The following is a 22,947-nucleotide window of genomic DNA, read 5'->3' on the forward strand; positions in this document are numbered from 1 at the left end:
ATGAACAAATTAGAAAAATATAAAAAAGAGATAGGATTTAGAATTAGTATTTTAGTCATATTATGTATAGTTGCATTACTTGCAGTTATTTATGGAAACTTTTATTTAAAATATAAATTTCCATTAAAAGAAGATGTGACAGATTATGTAGTAGGATTTTTTACCGGCCTTGAACTAGTATCTGTATTTTATATGGCAATGCTTATTAGAGCATATAGAAATAGAGATATATTGGAAAAGATGTATACTAAAGAAACAGATGAAAGAATGATATTAATAAAGATGAAGTCAGGAGCGAATATAATACCTATATTTTCAATGGTTATTGTAATTGTTGCTTTAATTGTAGCATATGTAAGTTATGAAGCCTTTTTAGCGTTAATGATAGTGGCATTTGTATAAATAATATTTTCAAAGACATTAAAAATATATTGGTCAAAAAAGATTTAAAAACATCATTGTAAAGGCAAAAGACGATAGAAATTAAAACTCTATCGTCTTTTTTATACTCAAAATTACGAGGTTAAGATGGTAAGGATAAGAAGTTCCACAAAACAATTTAATATATAAGACATGTAGCGCTTAAAGGATATCAGTTAAACTTGATTTTCCAAAATTTCTAACTGAACGCTCCTTTGTCTGTTTTACTTTTTTTTTACACTATCTTGAAGTTGGCGATGTCATTCCTTTGAGCAATTGACCAGTGACGGCGTCTCTTTCATTTTCGTGTTTTTGATGTAGTGCGTTGTATTTTATTGTGTATGTTTGTGATTGTTTGTCTAATTTGATTTCCCAATCTTTTATGTCTTCTTTTTCAAGGTAATTTTCTTTTAATTCCATTTCTTTTATTTTGGCTTCGTCCAAGAACACATTATTTTTTCTTTTTTCTTTTGTTTCTGGGTCTTCTCCTTCAAGGTCTAGTCCGTTTTGCACTTTTACTCCTTCAGTGCTGACATTTGCTTCGGAGTCGCCGTTTTTTGCGATGATTCCGTCTTTTCCGATTTTTGCTTCAGAGTCGCCGTTCTTAGCAATGACTCCATCTTTTCCGATACTTACTTCAGAATCTCCATTTTTGATATGTATGCCGTCTTCTCCAGAAGTTTTCACGCCAGTATTTCCAACATTTTTTACTCCACAAGAACTTAGCATTGCACATGCCAACAATACTACTAATAATTTCCTCTTCATGATATTATCCTCCTTAAATCTATTATACCCCTTTTATTGATTTGTAACGTGGAAAATGTTTACAAAATGTCAACGATGTGTTAAACAAATTACAACAAATTACTGAAAACTAGGAACTTGATAGCCGAAATCGCAGCTACTAATATAATTGCTGAACATAAAACGAATACACATTCTTTAAATTTAATTATAGGTTCATCAATTTTGGTGTTTTTTTCTATGTTTACTTTGACAATTCTTGTAGAAATATAAAATATTATCATACTTACAAAATAATATTCTGTTAAATAGATTGATTTCGTTATGAAAAAATCTAAGATAACAGCCAAGACTAAGAATATACTAGACAAGTAGCACATTGATTTTATGGTATCTTTTCTAAGATGTTTAACATTTCTTGGCTGATATAAGAGCAAGAACTTTGATTTGTGTGCATTCATAACACTAAAATACAAAATGAAAAGTATACCTAATAAAGTAGTGCAGAAATTCAATCCATATAAATTCTGTGGTGATTTTATAGAAGAAAATACACTTATGAAAAGTATTACAAATAGTTCGTATTTAATTTTGTCGCGTAAGATGTAATAAAAAATAAGCTTTGTCATTTTATTCTCCTTTTATATTGGGAGCTTTAAGTAAAAGTGGATTAACACAAAAAAGGATTGTAAATAAAGGTATCATGTACCGTAGTTTTAATTCAGGCAGTATTTTTTCCAAATTTATACCTACATTAGGTATATATAAATATGAAGCAAATATAATATAATATGAAATTCTAAGAGCTGTGTACAGTATATTTGATTTTCTTGTGTTTTCTGTTACATAAAAAAATAATGTATCCAAAAACATGTACAAATAAATAAGTACGCCAAACATGAAGAAAGATTTGATTTCCAGAATATCTACAGAAGTTGGAAATAACATATAAATTATGAAGATATATGTTATCGTAGCTTTCTTATACATGAAGTACTTTCTGACTTGGTTTTTGTTGAAGCTTGGGAAAAAAGTCATAAAATCCATTTCTCTTTGAGTTATACTATCAGTTCTTATTTTGAAAAACCCCATAAAAGCTAGAAATAAAGCGAATAATTCTTTTATTGCATAAGAATTTGACGTTAAAGAACTCAAATATTTTAAAAACAAAAAAATTGCTGAGATTATCAAAATGAATTGGATTGCACCTGATAATCTGTCGATTTTTATTTCCTTAAAACGTAGTTTCATATCCAATTTAAATATTTCTTTCAAAAATCTCGTCCTCCAGTTGCTTTTTATCTTTTGAATTGGCGAATACTTTTTTTACCTTACCATTTTTTAAAAGCACAAACTCATCACATATATCGATAAGGCTGTCTAAAATATGTGATGAAATCAAAATTGTAGAATTTTCCTTCAATTGAAGGATTAATTTTTTGATTTCATAAGAATATTTCAGATCGATACTATTGAATGGTTCGTCCATAATTATAAGGGAATAATCACCCGTTAAAATGTTAATCAGAGTTAACTTTTTCTTCATTCCTTCAGATAATTCAGAAATTAAAGTATCTTTCTTATCTTCCAATCCAAGTTCAACTATTAAATCTTCGGACGTTTTACTGGAAGGGGAGTATTCATTTACAATTTTACAAAATTCACTTACTGTTAAAAAATAATACGGAGATATTTGAGAAGGTATGTATAAAATATCATTTTCGTTATAATCTTGGACATCAAAACTTGCGTTTGCTTTTATCATTTTGGATAATATATCCATCAGAGTTGTCTTACCAGCACCGTTTTCTCCAATCAGTCCTATAATTTTATTGTTTCCTATTTCTAGATTTTCGATATCTAATTCGAAATTTTTGTATTTGTGGTTTATTTTTCGTATAAACATGTGATCTCCTTAATGTAATCAAATACTAGTTATATATATAATAATATATATTTGTAAAAAAGTCACACACGCTAAGTACCTATTTATAAATTATTTCAATAAATGCCACGTCTGCTTTTTCTCATATTTACTATTGTGCTATGGTATAATAAAGTTGGAGGATAGTATGAGTTATTTTAATTACTGGACAAGTGTTCTGGTGGTGTTTGCAATTATATTTTTGTTTGCCAGAACGATTTCAAATGAAAAGCAAATTGTCGCATTTTTTTCGAAATTAATCTACGTTGTAATTATTCCGGCGAATATTGCGATTAGTTTGAGTGAGCTTACTTACAAGAATTTCAACATCAAACTTGGTGTATTTTTTGTGTATTTGTGGATATTGTCTAAGATTATGACGATGATTTTTCAAATCAACACAAAGGATAAGGATTCGTTGGAACCTGCGTTTATTTTCTCAAATATTATCGTGATGAGGCCGTTTTTGCAGAATGTTATGGACAAGAATATTATGAATAATCTGATTATAATTTCTTGCGTGATTTATCTTTTGTACATGCTTTACAAGAGAATTTTCAATGTGACAGACTTTTTGATGGCGATGGGCTTTTCTGTAGCTTTTTGTATTTGTGCGATTTACAAGTTCTCATACATGCTAACTCCTCTGAAAATTATTCAATCGACAAGTTCAGTTGTGATTATAATCGCATTTGCACTTGCAATTTCAAGTATTGATATGAAAAGTTTGTTTGATTTGACATCCATTATGCTTACTGTTGTGAATTTGTTGATAATTCCAGTGTTTACATACGTCGTTGTGAGTGCTGTGACGAATAATGAACTTTTGATTAAATCTATAATTATGTACGTGGCGATTGGCCCAGCTTTTGTGATTTCGTCCGATTTTTATAAGAAAACGAAAACGAGAATTACGGAGCTTGGATTTTTGCTGTCGGTTGTTACGGTGTATATTTTGAATTATTTGTTCTTTTAAATAGCAGAACATATGTTGCTATGTTGTGTTTGAAGTTATATAATGATGTTAATAGGAGGTGTAGAGAATGAAAAAAGAATTTGAAGTTACGAAATATTTGATTTATTCATATGAAAGACAAACTGGCAATAGAATTCAAAGCGAATTAAAATTGCAGAAACTAATGTATTTCTCACAAAGGGAATCTCTATGCTTGACTGGACATCAATTATTTGATGAAGAATTTGAAGGCTGGATACATGGACCAGTGTTGCCATCGTTGAGATACTGCCTAGAAAATTCAGAAGTGTTTGATATTGAAGGCGGATTTTCTTTGACAGAGGAAGAAAAATACGTGATTGACAACACGATTGCTCAGTACGCTAAGTATGATGCGTGGTATTTGAGGGACTTGTCCCATGAAGAATACTGTTGGCAAAAAAGCAGGGAAGGACTAACTGACAATCAACAAGGATTTAATAAGATAAAGCTTGATGATATAAGGGTGGATGCGAATAAGTTGAGACCTTACGATTCGGTTTTTGATATGTATGTAGACGAATTTGAAGATATTGAGGATTAAATATGAATAATTCTAGTAAAGAATGGTCTATATACAAAGTAAGATTTCCTTATTATAATTCCAAGACTAATAGAATTGATTACAAATCCAGACCATTTTTGATTATAAAGGAAGCTGACAATAAATTTCCTAAAGATTATAATGCACTTCCAGTTTCCAAGATAACAGATAGAAGCAGAAGACATGTAAAGTATGATGTGGAGATCAATAATAATGATTATCCTAATCTCAATCTAACTCAACCGATTAGTTTCATTAGAATTCACAAAATGCAAACTGTAAATGAAAAAGACTTGTATGCTGCAATTGTAACGGATATTGATGCAGAATATCCCGATCTAGTTGCAAATATCAAATTATTAATAGAAGAATATTATACAAATTTTAAATAGGCGATTGATTTCGCCTATTTTTTGCATCAAAAAAAGAGGACATGTCCTCTTTTAATTTTAACGTTATTCCAATGGTCTGTAATCTTCTGCCAATGCATCTCTCAAGTAAACGAACAATTTGTCGTATTCTTTGATTGCACGGTAGTATTTATTGTTTGGAAGAACGTAATATTTCTTGTAATCTTTTGTGAATGCTTTGATGAGTCCTTTTCCTTGTTTATCTATGAGTGGCTTGTCGATGTCTAGTCCCGATATCAATATTACTTGTGTGGAGTAATTGTTCTTGGTAACTGTGTTGTATCCACCGATTGTAGTCAATTTGTAGATGGAGTTGGTGTCTTTCATATATTCTCTAACTTTAAGTGGTATTACATCTTTTTTAACAAGCAAGATTGGTGCTTTGATTTTTTGTGCAACTGTAGATGATACGAGTGCATCTGCGAACACTTCACCGCTTGTAGTGATGACTTCCGCTGGATTTGCGTTAACTCTCTTAGCGACTTCAACGCTGGATTCGTATCTGTCCACACCTGCAAGTCTTGTGACACGTTTTTTAGTGAGATTTTCGATTTGTTTTTTAACAGATTGATTTACAGATATTTCTCCACCGACTATTGTAACGCTGTCGATATTTCCGATTGATTGTATAAATTTTCTCGTAGATTGTGATAATCCTTCGTTACTTACAAGCAAGATTGGGGCGTTTTGGTGTGCTGCAAGGCTTGTAGCATACAATGCATCTGCATAATTTGTCCCTGCTGCAAATATCAAATTAGTAGTATTTGCACGTGTTTTTGCAGACTCTGCTGATGTGTCGTATCGATTATTTCCCATAATTCTAGTGATTTTGGCGTGTGGGAAGTTCTTTCTCAACTTATTTTCAACATTTTTGCTGATAGTATTCACGCCACCCATCAGATAAATCTCGTCCAAGAACATCTTGTCAAGCGCTGATTTGGTCTCAACAGATAATGAATTCTTGCCAGTGTACAAAAGTGGGTATTTGCCCATAGACACATTCGTCGCACTGATTGCATCGGGATATGCGTTGTCGTTTACAAGAATAACCTTGTTCGTATTCGCAAAGTAATGACGTTGCACATTCACTGCAGTCTTTGCTCTGTTTTCACCTTGGAACCTTTGGTGAATAACATTTTTGAACACACCATCTTCATTAGTGGTGATTTGTTCCTGTTGTTTCTCATTTTTAGTTTTTTCATTCGTATTATTTACGTTCGTTTCATTTGTACTTGATTCTACTTTTTTCGAAGGCATATTACTTGCGCTATCCTTGTCTGCAATACTCACCACAGGAAAGCTCAATATACACACAAGCATCAAAGCCACCAATTTTTTCATAAAACACTCCTTATTAATTTCCAACTAACACACGACTAATTCACAACGATGAAGAACAACAAAGTAGTACCCATCAGAAAACCAATCGCACTCATAACAATCTTCACAATAGCAGCAGTTACAGTAGCCTTGTTCAAAAAAGAAGGCTTAAATTTGTCGTACATTACAACGCTGTACACAAAACCCGATATGACATTTACAATCACGCTAACAACAGGAATTCTAGTGTTAAACACAGAAGCCAACACAATCGTAACCAAAGTGTACACACTAGCCTTCGCCAAAAATTCTGAGTTAGATATCTTTGCCACCATATCTTTTTTCAAAAAACTTGTTGCAATCCAAAAACTCAACACACACGAAAAAGGTGTCATAACAGTCTTCGAAAAATACGACAATGGAAGGGATAAACTCAGAAAATCCTGCGACGAATTAGGAGGACTTATCCTCATCCACAACATAAATGAAAGCAAACTAATTACTCCTGAAATAATCAGCGTGAACATCCACGCGCCCTGTTTCTTCTCTATTGTTTTAATATGTTTTTGCAAACGTGAAAACACTTCACCATAAAATTTTTCCATAAAAACTCCTCTTAATTTATACACTTATTATAACCCAGTACAACAAAGCATTCAATAATCGGACTTTATAAGATTAATCACTAAATACATTTTTATAACAAAAAAATAACATATTACAACAATTTGAATACAAAATGAATAAAACAAAAACGAACAACGAAAAATTTTGGGGAAAAAGGGATTTTGTTTGACGTTTGTATTCATTTTAAAGTATAATTTAATCAGAATAAACTAAATATTTTTAAACTACTAGTATATTTCAAAGATAAAATAAATCACAAGGAAATTACAATAATTTAAGGAGGAAAATGTTTTGAAAATCAACAAAAAATTACTCATGGCAGCATTAGCCAGTGCAGTAATAGTATCGGCACCACAAGTAAAAACATACGCCGACACTCAAATAGATGACACAAAAGCTGTCACAGAAAAATTAATAGACAATCAACTTGCAAAAGCAGCACAAAATGCTGATCAAAAAAATTCAGAAAAAGCTCAAGCAGAAAACACTGCAGACGCAGATGAAAAACAAAAACAACAAGAAAGCTCTGAATTAAAAGAAGAAAAGGAAATTAATTCCAAGAAAACTGGATTTGGATCACAAGCGTTAAATCATCCAGCACAAGCAACAGCAGTAAGTAATATCGAAAATAAAGCGGACAATTCTGGACTTGAAATGTCTGATGAAAAATCACCAGAAGATCAAAAAGCAGAAGAAGCTACAACTGAGCCTGACTATACTGATGATGAAAAAGAAATAAAGGACTACAGTGGATCTGAACGATATAGGGCAACTGATTTACAACCAGGAGATACAAATCAAGAGAGTCTCGTGACTGATCAAGGAGAAGTGAAAGATGGTTTAGAATTCAATATTAAGAACCCATCTGCAACATCGCCAAGTAAGACTGAATATGGTTATCAAATCACCATAGACAAGAAGACTGGTCAAAGAACCTATACAAAGATTTATGTTACAGATTCTGGTCTTATACCGGTTAATCCAGGAGAAAAGCCTATGGTGAATGAAGGGGATAGATTAACGCCTGAATCTCCTTATGTAACCTACAAGCCAGATGAAAATACAGAAATTACGGCTTCCAAATCACAAAGAAATTTGAACTATGGAGCCAGTGAAGAAACCCTAAAGCATATCAACAACAAAGATAACGACTATACCTCTTTCGGTTTTAAGGATAACTATTCTCAAGATAATCAAGGAACGAAGTTTTTTGGACCGAGCTTTGCCTTAGGTTACAAGGTAAACCCATGGCCAAATGAAAATGATAAGCTAGAGTTATTAAAATTAAATGGGTCATACAACGAAAAGGTCTTTGTCCAAGGTCAAGAAATAGACACCGGTATCAAGGTTGACAATATCGATGATAATGCCAAAGAAAGACTAGTAGGTCAAGTATATAACCCTGTTACAGGTAAAATTGTCCCGGGAGCGAGGGCCTATATCGGCGACAACGGCAATATCTTCATTAAAATGCCGGAAGGCGCCCTTACAAAAGATGCAAACGGCAAGACGGTCGTCAATGAAAAGTCGATCTTTAACACCAAAGACTACAAGGGTCTTCAAAATTTAGACGTTAAATTCTTTGCTAGACCTAGAACTGCTGAAGAATTTAAGACTATAGCTGAAACACCAGATGAATTTGATGAAACAGGAACCTATACAGAAACAGGTGCAGGAACTGCTACTATCAACCACAAGGGTCAAGATATAACAATTGACAAACAAGGCATCGACCGTTATGACCACTATAACCTCATCGGTGACTTCAAGCTAAAGCTTGATGATACAAGATACTATGACCAAGACTTTAAAGATCAAGAGGGTAATAAACTTGATGAACACACTTCTACAAAGGTATTTCCCGGTCAAGACTTTAGTGTCGAGATACAAGATCCGAAAACTGGTGCAGAGATGGACGGTGCTTATAGTCGTGGAGAAGCCTCAGGCAAACTAAAAGGAGAATTCCTTGATATAGCCAACAAACAAATAGCTGATGATTTAGGAGTTGATTATAAGGAATTTATCACAAGCGACGATTACGCAGACAAACGTTGGACGGTTGATGGTAAGTCTGACAATATTTCAAAGTTTACAATAAGAGCTCCAAAACAAGCCAAGGCAGGGGACTTCTTAGCCCTACCTGTTGAATACACCTATACCAATGGATCAAAAGATACTCACTGGTTCCACTTTGTTGTTCAAGAAAGTAACAATAATAGACCAGAATACCTGGCAGAAGTAGGACCACAAGGAAATACCTTAGTTAATAAGCCAATCATTACAAAAAGCGAAGAGGACTTAAAGAAAAACCAACCAGAGTCCTACGAACTGATTGGTGATACCTTTAAGGATAACAAGGGCAATGTTTGGAATGTATCTATTGACCAAACAACAGGTGCTGTAACAGCAACTCTTCCAGCAAAGCTTCCTGATGGTAAAGAAATCAATGGTGGTGAAAAACTTACTGTTCCTGTTAAAGTAAAATATACTGACCAAACAACAAAAGAAGAAAAAACTGAAGAAATTAAAGCTCAATTTATTGCCACAAAGCAACACAAGACTTTAACCAATGAAACAGAGACATCTGAAATCCCTTATGAAACAAAGGTCGAATACGATGAAAATCTTCCGGAGGGCTACTTCAAAGAAACTCAAGCTGGTCAAAAGGGAGAACTAAAGATAACTTTCGTCCAAGATACCCTAAATGGCAAAAAGGGTATTTTCCAACAAGATGGAACTTTTAAAGAAGGCGAAAGCAAAATTGTAGTTGAAACAGTAAAAGATGCAACGCCAAGAATTATAAAAATTGGTACAAAACCGGCTTCAACTACAGTAGATATTCCATTTGATACAGAATATGAAGTTGACAACAACCTAGAAGCAGGAAAAACCGAACTTATTAATGATGGTGAAAAGGGTGAAGTGACCATCACCACAACAAGAAATGAAGATGGAACAATTACTGTAAATCAAAATGTTACAAAAGAAGCTAAAAAGAAGAAAATCAAAATCGGTACCAAGACTCAAGGTCAAATTGTCGACACAGACAAGATTCCATTTAAGTACAAGGTAGAATTTGATCCTGACTTCTACAAAAATTATCCAGATTCAACAGAAAACTACAAGATTGTTACACCTGGTAAAGAAGGAGAAAATACAAAGACTTGGACTATTGTAAATTCCCAAAAAGTAGGAGATCCAAAAGTTGAAATAACAGATCCAGTAGACGCTGTAATTAAAGTAGGCCAAAAAGACTATTCAGGAACTGTGACAAATACAGTGATTAAAGAAGTGCCATATAAAGTTATAATTAAAGAAAATCCAGAACTTGAAGCAGGTAAATCTAATGTTAAGCAAAAAGGCGTTGCAGGTTCTAAGACCTTTGAATACTCTGGCGAGATCTTTAATGGAGATTTAAAAGAAGGTACTGCATTTATAGAAAAAGAAGTAACTGACAAGTATGTAGCACCAACTGACCATATTATAGAAATTGGTACAAAACCTGCTAAAAACAGTGAGACTGTAACAAATGAGGTTGATGTAGAAGTAACTTATGTATATGACAATACCAAAGACATAGGTTACCTCCAAGTTGATGACCTTGTAAAAGGTAAGGTTACAACTGTTGTTGAAAATGAATATGATCCTAAGACTGGCGAAATTAAAACTGTAGAAAAAACAGTTGTAGAACCTGGAACTAGAAAAGTTATTATTGGAACAAAAGATAAATCTGGGGAATTTAAAGAAGAAATTAATAAAATTATTCCTTATGAAACAGAAATACAATTTGATGACACTATGAAAGCAGGAGAACAAAAAACTGTTCAAATAGGAGAAGATGGGCAAACAAGTCAAACCATTACCAGAACAATTGTAAATGGCGAGGTTACAAAGGAAGAAAAATCTGAAGTAACTACAACTAAAGAAGTTAAAAACCAAATTATCAAAGTTGGTACAATGACTGATGGTAAACACTCTTATACAGAAAAAATTCCATATAAGTATGAAATCGAATATGATGAAAACTTAAAGGCTGGAGAATATGTCATTGATGTTGAGGGTGCAGAAGGAACAAAAACCACTGAATGGACTATCAAAAACTCAAAAGTAGTTGAAGGTTCTGCGAATGTAACAGAACACACACCGGCAACCAATGCTAAGATAAGAGTTGGAAAGAAAGACTTTACAGGAGATGTTAGCCATGAAGTTACAGAAGAAATTCCTTATGATGTAAAAATCGTTGAAGATCCAAATATGATAGCTGGCACAAGTGAGATTGTGACACAAGGCGTTGTAGGTTCTAAGACAACTAAGTACACTCAAGCAGTCAAAAACGGCGAAGCTGAGGGCAAGCTTCAATCTGAAGTAACATCAGAAACAAATCCTACTCAACAAGTAATTAAAGTTGGTACAAAACCGGCTGAAAATAATAAAGACTATGACAAAGATGTAAATGTTAAAGTTGAATATGAATATAATCCAAACCTTGACAAGGGTGTAGTTCAAGTTGGCGAACTAACTAAGGGCAAGGTAGAAATAAAGACTGTTAACAAGTACGATCCAAAAACAGGCGAAATAACAACTACTGAAGAAGAAAAAGTCACAGAAGCCACTCAAAAGATTGTTGTAGGTACTAAAGACTTTACAGGAACTTACAAGTATGAAAAGACTTGTCCGCTTCCATTTGAAGTAGTCATCAAAGAAGATCCAAATCTTGCTAAAGGCGAAAAAATTGTAGACCAAAAAGGCGAAGCTGGATCTAAGACAACTTACTACGAACAAGGAATTAAGAACGGCAATCCTGATGGAGATCCAAAGCAACTAAACGAAAAAATAAACTCTCAACCTAAAAACCATATTGTTCGTATTGGTACTAAGGTTGCAGAAAGCTCAACAGTAAAAACTGTAGATAGAGAAATACCTTTTGAAACAGAATATATCTATGATAATACTATGGATGCAGGAAGTGAAAAAGTAGAAAACGAAGGCAAGGTCGGTAAGGAAAAAGTAACCATTACCACAAAGATTACCGACGGAACAGGTGAGGCTTCTGAAGAAATTAAGACTATCACTAAAAAAGAAGATAGAAAAGTTAGAATTGGTACAAAACCAGTAACAAAAGTTGTAGAAAAACCATTCAACACTGAATATGTCTACGATGAAAATCTTGAAGCTGGAAAGACTGAAGAAGTAACTCCTGGTAAAAATGGCAAGGTTACTATTACAACATCTTATGACAAGGACCAAAAGAAAGTTGTAACTTCTGAAACAGAAGAAGCTGGTCAAAATAGAGTTGTAAAAATCGGTGGTAAGACTAACGGAACTGAAAAAGTTAAGGAAGAAATTCCATTTGAAGTTGAAGTTAAAAAGGATCCATCACTTAAGAAGGGTGAATGGAAGTATGCCACTGATGATGAAGGCAATGAATTAAAGGGAGAAAAGGGTGAACAAGAAAAGACTCTTACTATCGTTAATTCAAAAGTAACTGAAACATCTGAACCAACAGTAACTAAAAAAGCTAAGAAGGCAGTTGTCTTAGTTGGAGAAGGCACTAATGATGGAACTCATGAAATAGTTGAAAAGAAAAACATAGATTACAAGACTGTAATTGAATATGATGAGAACCTAGATGCTGGTCAACAAGAAGTTGTCAAAGAAGGAAATCCAGGAGAACAAGAAAGAACAAATACACTTGTAATCAAGGATGGCCAAGTAACTGAAACTAAAGAAGGCGAATTTAAGACAACTAAAGAAGCAACTGATAGGGTTGTAAAGATTGGTACAAAGCCAGTAACAAAAGTTGTAGAAAAACCATTCAACACAGAATATATATATGACGAAAATCTTGAAGCTGGAAAGACTGAAGAAGTAACTCCAGGTAAAAATGGCAAGGTTACTATTACAACATCTTATGACAAGGACCAAAAGAAAGTTGTAACTTCTGAAACAGAAGAAGCAGGTCAAAATAGAGTTGTAAAAATCGGCGGTAAAACTAACGGAACTGAAAAAGTTAAGGAAGAAATTCCATTTGAAGTTGAAGTTAAAAAGGATCCATCACTTAAGAAGGGTGAATGGAAGTATGCCACTGATGATGAAGGCAATGAATTAAAGGGAGAAAAGGGTGAACAAGAAAAGACTCTTACTATCGTTAATTCAAAAGTAACTGAAACATCTGATCCAACAGTAACTAAACAACCTAAGAAAGCTGTAATATTAGTTGGCGAAGATGTTAACGACGGAACTCATACAATTACAGAAGAAGTAGACGTCCCATTTGAAACAAAAATAGAATTTGACGACTCTCTAAAACCAGGTGAACAAAAAGTAATCCAAGAAGGTGAATCAGGTAAGAAGAGTAGACACATAACACTTACAATCCAAGATGGTAAGGTAACAAATACCGACGAAGGCGAATTTACTCAAACTAAAGCACCTAAAGATAAAATTATTAAAGTTGGTAGAAATACTGAAGGTAAGGTAGAACACAAGGAAGAAATTCCATTTGGTTACAAGGTAGAAGAAGCAGAAGACCTAAAGAAGGGTGAATACAGAATTGTAAAACCTGGTAAGGTTGGAACTAAGACTACAACTTGGACAATAGAAAATTCAAAAGTAGTGGGTGAGCCTACTGAAGAAAGTGTTCCTTCAGAAGATGCTCTTATCCAAGTAGGAAAGGGAACTAATGATGGTACTCATGAAATAGTTGAAAAGAAAGAATTACCTTTTGAAACTAGGTATGAATACGATGATTCTCTAGAACCAGGCGAAGAAAAAGTTATTACTCCAGGTTCTCCAGGAGAGCAAAAAAGAACTAATAAACTAGTAATCAAGGATGGCAAGGTAGTTGAAGTTCAAGAAGGAGAATTCAAGACAACTAAAGAACCTCAAGAAAGAGTAATTAAGATTGGTAGAAAGCCAACTGATGGTGAATACACTGAGACTATCGAAAGAGAAATTCCTTATGAAACTAAGGTAATCTATGATGAAAACCTAGAAGCAGGTAGTCAAGTTATAGAAAAAGAAGGTAAATTAGGTAAGGAAGAAGTTACTATCACTCAAAAGGTTAAAGATTCTAAACCAGTTGGCGATCCAACAGAAACAACTAAGACTATCACAGAAAAAGAAGATAGGGTAGTAAGAGTTGGTGTTAAACCTGTTGTAAAAGAAGTTGAACTTGGTAACGATACTGAATACAGACACAATCCAGAGCTTAAAGAAGGCGAAACAAAAGTTATCGAAGAAGGTTCTAAGGGATCTGTCAAGTATACTACAACATTTAACAAAGAAACTGGCAAGCTTGAAGTAACAGAAGAAAGAGTTGAACCAAAGAATAAAGTTGTAGAATATGGTTCCAAGACTGATGGAGAATTCACTTATGAAAGCGAACAAGCTTTTGATACTAAAATAATAGAAGATTCAAACTTAGAAGCCGGAAAAACGGTAGTGGATCAAGAAGGCGTAACAGGAAGAAGCAAGACAACTGTTAAGATAGAAAACGGTAAAAAAGTTTCCGAAAACACTGAAACTATTGTAGAAAAACAAGATAAAATAGTAAGAGTTGGAACTAAGAATGTTTGTGAAATCCCACCAGTAAAATCAACTGAAGGCGAAACTACAAAAACTATCGAAAGAGAAATTCCTTACGAAACTAAGGTAATCTATGATGAAACTTTAGAATCTGGAACTCAAAAGATTGAAAACGAAGGAAAAGCTGGTAAGGAAGAAGTTACTATCACTCAAAAGGTTAAAGATTCTAAACCAGTTGGTGATCCAACAGAAACTACAAAAACTATCACAGAAAAAGAGGATAGAATTGTTAGAATCGGTGTTAAACCAGTTGAAAAAATTGTAGAACTTGGTAATGATACAGAGTACAGACACAACCCAGACCTTAAAGAAGGCGAAACAAAAGTCATTGAAGAAGGTTCTAATGGATCTGTAAAATACACAACTACTTTCAACAAGGAAACTGGTAAGCTTGAAGTAGCTGAAGAAAGAACTGAGCCAAAGAACAAGGTTGTAGAATATGGTTCTAAAACTGAAGGTGAGTTCATTTATGAAAGTGAAAAAGCTTACGACATCATTATCAGAGAAAACCCAGATTTAGAAGCTGGCAAGACTAAGGTAGTCCAAGAAGGTATTGTTGGTAAAACTGAAACTACTGTTAAGATTGAAAACAGCAAGGAAGTTTCTAGGGATACTAAGACAATCACAGAAAAACAAGATAAGATTATTGAAATCGGAACTAAAAATGTCTGTGAAATTCCACCAGTAGATCCAGAAAATCCAGACAAACCTGTGGATCCAAAAGATCCGGAGAAACCAGGTAAGGAAGATCCAAAAGATCCGGAACAACCAGGTGGAAAAGATCCAAAGGATCCAGAAACACCAGGCGAAGATCCGAAAGATCCGGAAACACCAGGTGAAGATCCAAAAGATCCAGAAACACCAGGTGAAGATCCAAAAGATCCGGAAACGCCAGGTGAAGATCCAAAAGATCCAGAAACACCGGGCGAAGATCCAAAAGATCCAGAAACACCAGGTGAAGATCCAAAAGACCCAGAAACACCGGGCGAAGATCCAAAAGATCCAGAAACACCAGGTGAAGATCCAAAAGACCCAGAAACACCAGGTGAAGATCCAAAGGATCCAGAAACACCAGGTGAAGATCCAAAGGATCCAGAAACACCAGACGAAACTCCAGAAGAAAATGGAAAGACTCCTGACAATCAATCTGGAGACACTCCAACGAAACCAAATAACACACCTAAAACACCTGAAACTACTGAACAAGTAGAAGGCAAAGAAAAAGCAGACACTCCTAATAGGAAGTCTTCTAGTAAATTGCCAAAATCTGGTAGTGAAAGCGAAATAATGACTCTTGCAATGTCAGGATTATTAACAGCAGCAGGTTTCATAGGATTGAAGAAAAAACGTAAAGACAGATAATCTTCAATAAAAGATTAAAAGTCTTATACAATAATCAAACAAAGCCTAACTCATTTGAGCTAGGCTTTTTGATTGCACACAAAAACCCGACCTCTTACGAGATCGGGTAAAGTTTTATCTAATCATATTTGAAAATGAATTATAAATTAAAATTCCAATCAAAGCTAGTAGTAACATCTCTAATATAAATACGATAACTTTGATTACGATTTGTGCGATGAATGATTTCAAACCAACCTTGAAACTGTCCTTTTCCAAATACAAATCTAAGAAAGTTGCAGAGTAAGCTATCATTCCTGTGAAGCAACCGATTATACTTCCGATAAATCCTAACGGCGTAAGAATGAACATAAATATAGAATTAATTATCGAAAATACCCCGCCCTTAACATCTCTTGTGCAAGGAGGTGGAGTTGGTCTCATGTATTTTTTCGTAAACATGTATATGAATCTTGTCATCACATAGTTGATTAACGGTACTAAAATCAATGTCATTATAGATATCGTAGGTCTGTGGAAAACTTTCGACAATTCTCCAAGTGATCCTTGTGTTGTAACGCTAACCCACACTGCGCTAGTCAAAGCAGCGATTAAACCTGATGTCAAAAATGAATAAATGATTCCGTGTTTTGTCGATGCGTAAAAATCATAGATTTTGTCTGCAAATCCACTGATAAATTTAACGCATTTCAAATACCAATCAGGTGAATCATTTTGCTTGTAGTTTTCGTATTCTTCGTTATCTTCTCTTCTTTCTTTATTAGTGTATTTTTCATTGATTTCTGCAAAATAATCGTCATTAGATTTAGTGGATTCTTGTGACTGAGTAACATCAGATACCCCATTCACATCATAATTAACACCCACATCTACAGGTTTTTCTTCAAAGTAATCGTCAGGCTGAACAATTTCTTCATCCGATACATAACTTTTGAGATTTTGTTTGAAATCTTGTTTCTTATCGTCCATGGTTTCCTCCAATTAATATTCTTATTTAATAATATACCCATTTGAAAAATATTAATTCAAGAATTTTAAATTTTGTAAAAAGTTTTGCTTTAATATTAAATATTTCAAAATTTTAACAAAGCGATAATTTTTATGTATTTTTAGCCCTTTTTTAACAATTTTAGTTTACATAATTTACAAAAGGGTATATAAAAGAAGCAAGGCTTCATTATACTAATTTTTTTCTATGTAAGCCTGTTGTTCATGTAAAAAATCAAATAAAAGGAGGAAAAATGAAGAAATTCAATAAGCGATTTTTGTCGCTGATGATTGTAATGTCGATGTTATTGTCGCCTTTGCCAGCAATAGCAGATAAACCAGAAGTACAAAAAGCTTCTAGTACTGTTAATGCAACTAGTGAATCAGATTTTGAATTTGATAGTGCAAAAGGTGAAATAACTGGTTACAAAGGAAATGAAAAAGACCTTGTAATACCATCTAAAATTGATGGAAAACAAGTGTATGGATTAGGAAAAAGTGCTTTAAATGAAAAGGGACTTACATCCGTTGTTCTACCTGAAGGTATGACTTATCTAAAATGGGGAGCACTTGGAAAAAATGATTTGACATCTGTTAAGATGCCATCAACTATGAGAAGAATTGAAGCTTACGCATTTGTTCTTAATAAACAACTTAAACATGTTGAATTAAACAAAGGTTTAAAATCAATTGAAACATTTGCGTTTGCTAATCTTCCAAAACTTTCAGGAGAAATGGATATTCCATCAACAGTAGAATGGATTGGACCAAAAGCATTTTTTAAAAGCAATTTAATTACTTTAAATATTAAAGGTGATGAAAACTCAGCTCCTATAGTATTGAAGAATGCTTTAAGCGATCACTTGAATTATATTAATCTTGAAAACGAAAGAAAAGATATAACTATTGATTATACAGCTTTTTGCAACAGAGAAGTAAAAGATAAAGTTACAGTTACAGCGCCAGTTAATAAGATCAACATAACAGCTTCATCTGTAAAAGAAGTGGATGATTGGATTAAGAACAATATTAATATTCAATATGCAACTTATTATGTTAAGGCAAGTGACAATTCAGGTCATTCTGATATCAAAAATCCAGTAGATATTAAGTGGAATACTGCAGAAAAATTTGTTAAGAATGGCGAATTCGAAGTAACTGGTGTGATGGATAAGGACTCTATAAGAGACCTTCCATCAAAAGATGGATATATGCTTGCAAATCCTGACAATTGCCAAGGTTCAAATACTATTTCATTGAAATTTGTTGTAACATCACCTGCAGAAACTGAAAAAGAATATGAATTTGATTCGCAAAAAGGCGTTATAACTAAATATCTTGGCAATAAAACTGAATTAGTTATTCCTGATGAAATAGATGGCGTTAAGGTAAAAGGAATTGCTTCAGGTGCATTCAGAAACAAAAACTTAACATCTGTAACTCTTCCAAAAAATCTTGAATTCACTGAATTTGGATCATTCACAAACAATAATTTTTCAAAGATTGTATTTCCGGATACTATGAAGAGCATAGGCTCATATTCTTTTAATAATAACAAAAATTTAAGAGAAGTTGTGTTCAATGAAGGATTGAAAGAAATAGGAAATCATGCTTTTATTAATGATAAAGTATTAAGCGGAAATCTCGTAATTCCATCTACAGTAGAATGGATAGGACCATCAGCATTTAGATACACTAATGTAAATAAATTTAACATCAAAGGTGGCAAAGATTCTGCTAAGCTTACTTTAAAAAATAATTTGGGTCAAGAAATAAAAGAATTTGAACTTGAAGATATTCAAAAACAACTTTATGTTGACTTTACTTCATTCTGTAATAATCAAAAGACAAATCTTATTACTACTGAGAAGCCAACAGATGTAGGTGTATCATCACCAGAAGAACTTGAAAAATGGATAAAAGACAATGTAAATATTCAATTTATGTCTTCTTATCAAAAAGCTGGTGAAGGCTCAACAGCAGAGCTTCAAAAGTTCAAAACTGGAAAATACGATGAATATGTAAATATTGACACAGTTTGGGAACCGATAGCTGACTTTAAGGATAATAAAGCAATTGCAAAAGCTAAAATGCAAGAAATAACAGATGAAACGTTCCCACAAAAACCAGGCTTTATTATGAACAAAGTCTCGAACTATGGTGGAATAAATACTCTTGAATTTGCATTCAATATTGTTGACAAACCTAAAGAAGATGACTCAAAATTTGTTGCTTCAGACTTCACTTATGAAGGCTCTACAGTTACTGGTTTTTCTGAAACAGGATTAAAGAAGATTGAAACAATAAAAGATGTAAACTTACCTGAGAAATCCTCAGAAGGAACAGTTATTACTTCAATTGGTAATGCAGCATTTAAACAAAAAGGGATTAAATCAGTAAGTATTCCAGAAACAGTTAAATCAATTGGAAACCTTGCATTCCAAATGAATGAACTTACTGAAATTAAATTACCGTCAAAACTAGAAACAGCAGGTGCAGCATCTTTTGCAACTAACAAAATAAAAGAAGTAACAATACCTGGAACACTTAAAGAAATTCCTAGTGGAATGTTCTCGACAAATATTTCAACTAAGATTGTTATAGAAAATGGAGTTGAAAAAATAGGACAATCTGCATTCACAGGATGTAAGATAGAAAGTTTAACACTACCAGCTTCTGTAAAATCAGTTGGAAGAATGGCGTTTAGTGGTGGAGCAAAGGAACAAAATGGGAAATTAAAAGAATTAATTCTTAATGAAGGATTGGAAAAGATTGACACCAAAGCATTCCAAAACAACATTCTAAAAGAAGTAAAAATTCCAGCTTCTTTGAATTCCATAAAAGATGACGCATTTAAAGGAAATGCACAAGTTGTAGAATTACAAACAACTAATGAAGACCATTTAAAATTCAACACAGAAAAATCATTAAAAAATCAAAAATTTGTATTAGTTGAAGATAATTCTATGTTTACAGCTTCTGACTTCACATACGACGGATCTAAAATTACAGGCTTTTCCGAAGAAGGACTTAAGAAGTTAGAAACATCTAAGAATGTAGAATTACCGGAAAAATCAAGTGATGGAACCGCAATTACTACAATAGGAAAAGCTGCATTTAGAAATAAAGGAATTGAATCAGTAACAATTCCAGAAACTGTAACTACAATTGAAGATTTTGCATTTAATAATAACAAATTAACAGAAATTAATTTAGGCAAAAACTTGAAGAAGCTAGGAACATCTGTTTTCGGAGTTAACCAAATAACAAAAGTTACAATTCCAGCAAATATCGGAGAAATACCAGGCGGATTGTTCACAATGAATCCTATTACAGAATTGACAATTGAAGACGGAATCAAAAAAATAGGACAAAGCGCTTTTGTTGGAAATGAATTGACAGAACTTACAATTCCAAAATCTATTGAATCTATTGGAAGAATGGCGTTTAAATCAGGAAACAGGTACGCTAAGACAGGAACACTAAAAAAATTAACACTAAATGAAGGTTTGAAGGAAATTGAGTCAAAAGCTTTTGTTAACAATATTTTAGAAGAAGTAAATGTTCCTTCTTCATTAGAAAAAATAGCAGATGACAGTTTCCAAGGTAATGTAGGGAAAGACCAAAAAGATGTCGTATTCTTATATACTAAGAAACAAGATCACCTAAAATTAAACAACGAAAAATCTATAAAGAATCAAAAATTCATCTTTACAGGAAAACCTGTAAAAGAAGAATTCACACAAGAAGATTTCACATACAATCAAAATGTCATTACTGGATTTAGCAACAGTGGTATGGCTAAGTTTGCAATTAACAAAGACGTAGTTCTACCAGACAAAAACCCGGATGGAACAGTGATAACAGAAATTGGAGAAAAAGCATTTATCGTCGATTTTGATTCACTTGAAATAATTAGAGGATGCTTACCAGGAATATCAGATTCACCAGAAGGAATTAAAACAGTTAAATTGCCAAGCAAACTAGAAAAAATTGGCAGGGAAGCTTTCAGATATAACGCATTGAATGAAGTTGATTTTCCAAATACGTTGAAGGTTATTGATACCTTGGCATTTAGTGGCAACCAACTACACTCTGTATCATTGCCAGACTCTGTTACAGATTTAGGAGTTGGAGTATTCTCATTAAACAAGATTCAAACAGTTAAGTTGTCTAACTCATTGACTGAAGTAAACGAAGGTATGTTTAGTTATAACGAAATCAAAAAACTAGAACTAAACGAAGGAATCAAAAAAGTTGGCAAGTCAGCATTCAGAGGCAACCTATTAGAAGAATTAAAATTACCAGATTCATTAGTAACTATAGAAACTAAGGGATTCCAAGCAAATCTTCTTAAAGAAATTATCATTCCAAAAAATGTTAAGACAATAGGAAAAGATGCATTCAAACAAAAAGAAAAACATAGATTCATAACTAAGGTAGTTTTACCAGAAGGATTAGAATCTATAGGAGTAGAAGCGTTCAGTAACAACAACTTGGTTGAAGTTAATTTACCAAAATCACTTACAAGTATTGCAGACAATGCATTCAAAAACAGCTTGGATTTAAATAATCCTGACGCTCAAGTAAGAGTCGTAAAATTATTTACTAAAAACCCTGAACATTTAAAATTCAATAATGAAAAATCATTAGTAAATCAAAAAGTAATTTTCAATGGTATTGGAGAAATAGTTCCTGTTCCTGAAATCAAAGCAGAAGACATCAAAAAAGAAGTTGTAAAACAAGGTGAAAAGATCGATGTAACAGATAACATCAAAAACTTACCAGAAAAAGCAACAGCTAAAGATGTTACAGAACCAAAAATCGACACAAATAAACCTGGTGAATATACTGCAAAAGTTGAAATAACATTTGAAAATGGTTCAAAGAGAATTGTTGAAATTCCTGTAGTTGTTGAAAAGAAAGAAACAACTCCTTCTGAACCGGAAACACCAGAAGAAATCAAAGACACAGACACATTAAAAGAAATCTTTGACAAAATACCATCAACAAGAATAGCAGGAAGAAATCGTCAACTAACAGCAGTTGAAGTAAGCAAAACACTATTTGAAAAAGCAGACACAGTAATACTAACATCAAGCGATAAAATGGTAGACGCATTAGCATCTTCACCATATGGAGTAGGAAAGAACGCGCCAACACTATTAGTTGAAAAAGATTCAATAATGGATGAAGTACTTCAAGAAATAAAAAGACTTAACCCAACTCAAATAATAATCGCAGGTGGAAAATTATCAATAAGCGAAAAAGTTGAAAATCAAATCAGACAACTAGGAATAAAACAACAAAGAATAGCAGGAGCTGACAGATTCGAAACAGCAGTAAAACTTGGAGAACAAGTCAGAGCAAATTCTAACAATAAAAAAGAAATAATCCTAGTAAACGGATTTAATAATATTGACGCATTAACAGCAGGAAGCCTAGCATCAAAATTAAACATCCCAGTATTGTTAACAGAAAATGACCAATTAAATGAAACAACTAAAAAAGCAATAAAAGATTGGGGCATAGAAAAAGTAACAATAATTGGTGGAAAAACTCAAGTATCAGAAAAAATAGAAGAAAAATTACAAAACAGTGGACTAAAAGTAGACAGACTAGCAGGAAGAACAAGAGTAGACACAGCATTAGAAGTAGCAAAAGCAGTAAACAGTGACCCTGACAAAGTAATATTTGCAAACAAAACAGCATACCCAGATGCATTAATAGCGCCATATCTATCAAAAACAGAACAAGCACCAATAATGCTGATAGATAAAGACGAAGCATCGGTATCAGTAAAACAATACTTGAGAGATAACAAAATTAAAGACTCCATTATACTAGGTGGAAAACTAAGTATTGAAGAATACAAATAGTATTCATTAACAAAACAATGTGATTGGATTTTAAAATTCAGTCACATTGTTTTTTGTTTAATTTTAATGTTAGGAACAAAAATGTAAAATGATTATTATAATTTTACATTAGCAGTTATAAATCAATAAAATGTTGATTTTTCAAC

The 22,947-nt window shown here is 33.1% G+C and carries 13 protein-coding genes; 6 read left to right on the plus strand and 7 right to left on the minus strand.

The features are described 5' to 3' along the window. Window positions 1-402 (plus strand): hypothetical protein, encoded by a 402-nt coding sequence (locus tag GKG00_RS06070; protein ID WP_172976490.1) that lies wholly within the window; start codon window positions 1-3, stop codon window positions 400-402. A gap of 258 nt (window positions 403-660) precedes the next feature. Here GKG00_RS06070 and GKG00_RS06075 read toward each other — a convergent pair whose 3' ends face one another. The 4 genes from GKG00_RS06075 to GKG00_RS06090 all read right to left on the minus strand — a co-directional run bounded on the left by GKG00_RS06075 (window position 661) and on the right by GKG00_RS06090 (window position 3,073). Next, window positions 661-1,188, minus strand: coding sequence for a hypothetical protein (locus GKG00_RS06075; RefSeq protein WP_154254733.1), 528 nt, complete (start codon window positions 1,186-1,188; stop codon window positions 661-663). Between the two features lie 89 nt (window positions 1,189-1,277). Further along, window positions 1,278-1,796 (minus strand): hypothetical protein, encoded by a 519-nt coding sequence (locus GKG00_RS06080; protein WP_154254735.1) that lies wholly within the window; start codon window positions 1,794-1,796, stop codon window positions 1,278-1,280. A 1-nt stretch (window position 1,797) separates the two neighbouring features. Then, entirely contained in the window at window positions 1,798-2,442 is a 645-nt protein-coding gene (locus GKG00_RS06085) for a sugar ABC transporter permease (RefSeq protein ID WP_154254737.1), read from the minus strand. Next, a complete protein-coding gene (locus GKG00_RS06090; RefSeq protein WP_154254739.1) occupies window positions 2,426-3,073 on the minus strand; it encodes an ABC transporter ATP-binding protein in 648 nt (215 codons plus the stop codon). Before GKG00_RS06090 ends, GKG00_RS06085 begins: the two co-directional genes overlap by 17 nt. Window positions 3,074-3,239: 166 nt before the next feature. Between GKG00_RS06090 and GKG00_RS06095 the strand changes: the two genes are divergently transcribed. From GKG00_RS06095 to GKG00_RS06105, 3 genes are all read left to right on the plus strand, one after another. After that, window positions 3,240-4,067 (plus strand): hypothetical protein, encoded by an 828-nt coding sequence (locus GKG00_RS06095; protein ID WP_154254741.1) that lies wholly within the window; start codon window positions 3,240-3,242, stop codon window positions 4,065-4,067. Window positions 4,068-4,134: 67 nt separating this feature from the next. Further along, a complete protein-coding gene (locus tag GKG00_RS06100; protein ID WP_154254742.1) occupies window positions 4,135-4,629 on the plus strand; it encodes a type II toxin-antitoxin system antitoxin SocA domain-containing protein in 495 nt (164 codons plus the stop codon). Window positions 4,630-4,631: 2 nt separating this feature from the next. Continuing rightward, complete coding sequence (locus tag GKG00_RS06105; RefSeq protein ID WP_154254743.1) at window positions 4,632-5,021, plus strand: type II toxin-antitoxin system PemK/MazF family toxin; 390 nt, start codon at window positions 4,632-4,634, stop codon at window positions 5,019-5,021. Window positions 5,022-5,084: 63 nt separating this feature from the next. On the opposite strand, the gene GKG00_RS06110 is transcribed toward GKG00_RS06105, so the two are convergent. After that, window positions 5,085-6,380, minus strand: coding sequence for a cell wall-binding repeat-containing protein (locus GKG00_RS06110; RefSeq protein ID WP_154254744.1), 1,296 nt, complete (start codon window positions 6,378-6,380; stop codon window positions 5,085-5,087). A 35-nt stretch (window positions 6,381-6,415) separates the two neighbouring features. After that, a complete protein-coding gene (locus GKG00_RS06115) occupies window positions 6,416-6,964 on the minus strand; it encodes a hypothetical protein (RefSeq protein WP_094207751.1) in 549 nt (182 codons plus the stop codon). Between the two features lie 313 nt (window positions 6,965-7,277). Here GKG00_RS06115 and GKG00_RS06120 point away from each other — a divergent pair, with 313 nt between their 5' ends. Then, a complete protein-coding gene (locus GKG00_RS06120) occupies window positions 7,278-15,935 on the plus strand; it encodes a G5 domain-containing protein (RefSeq protein ID WP_241673662.1) in 8,658 nt (2,885 codons plus the stop codon). Window positions 15,936-16,049: 114 nt separating this feature from the next. On the opposite strand, the gene GKG00_RS06125 is transcribed toward GKG00_RS06120, so the two are convergent. Beyond that, complete coding sequence (locus GKG00_RS06125) at window positions 16,050-16,904, minus strand: hypothetical protein (RefSeq protein WP_154254745.1); 855 nt, start codon at window positions 16,902-16,904, stop codon at window positions 16,050-16,052. A gap of 272 nt (window positions 16,905-17,176) precedes the next feature. Here GKG00_RS06125 and GKG00_RS06130 point away from each other — a divergent pair, with 272 nt between their 5' ends. Beyond that, window positions 17,177-22,801 (plus strand): leucine-rich repeat protein, encoded by a 5,625-nt coding sequence (locus GKG00_RS06130; RefSeq protein WP_154254746.1) that lies wholly within the window; start codon window positions 17,177-17,179, stop codon window positions 22,799-22,801. The last annotated feature ends 146 nt before the right edge of the window (window positions 22,802-22,947 follow it).

It is taken from the genome of Finegoldia sp. BIOML-A1, from assembly GCF_009678325.1.
GTDB classification, from domain to species: domain Bacteria; phylum Bacillota; class Clostridia; order Tissierellales; family Peptoniphilaceae; genus Finegoldia; species Finegoldia magna.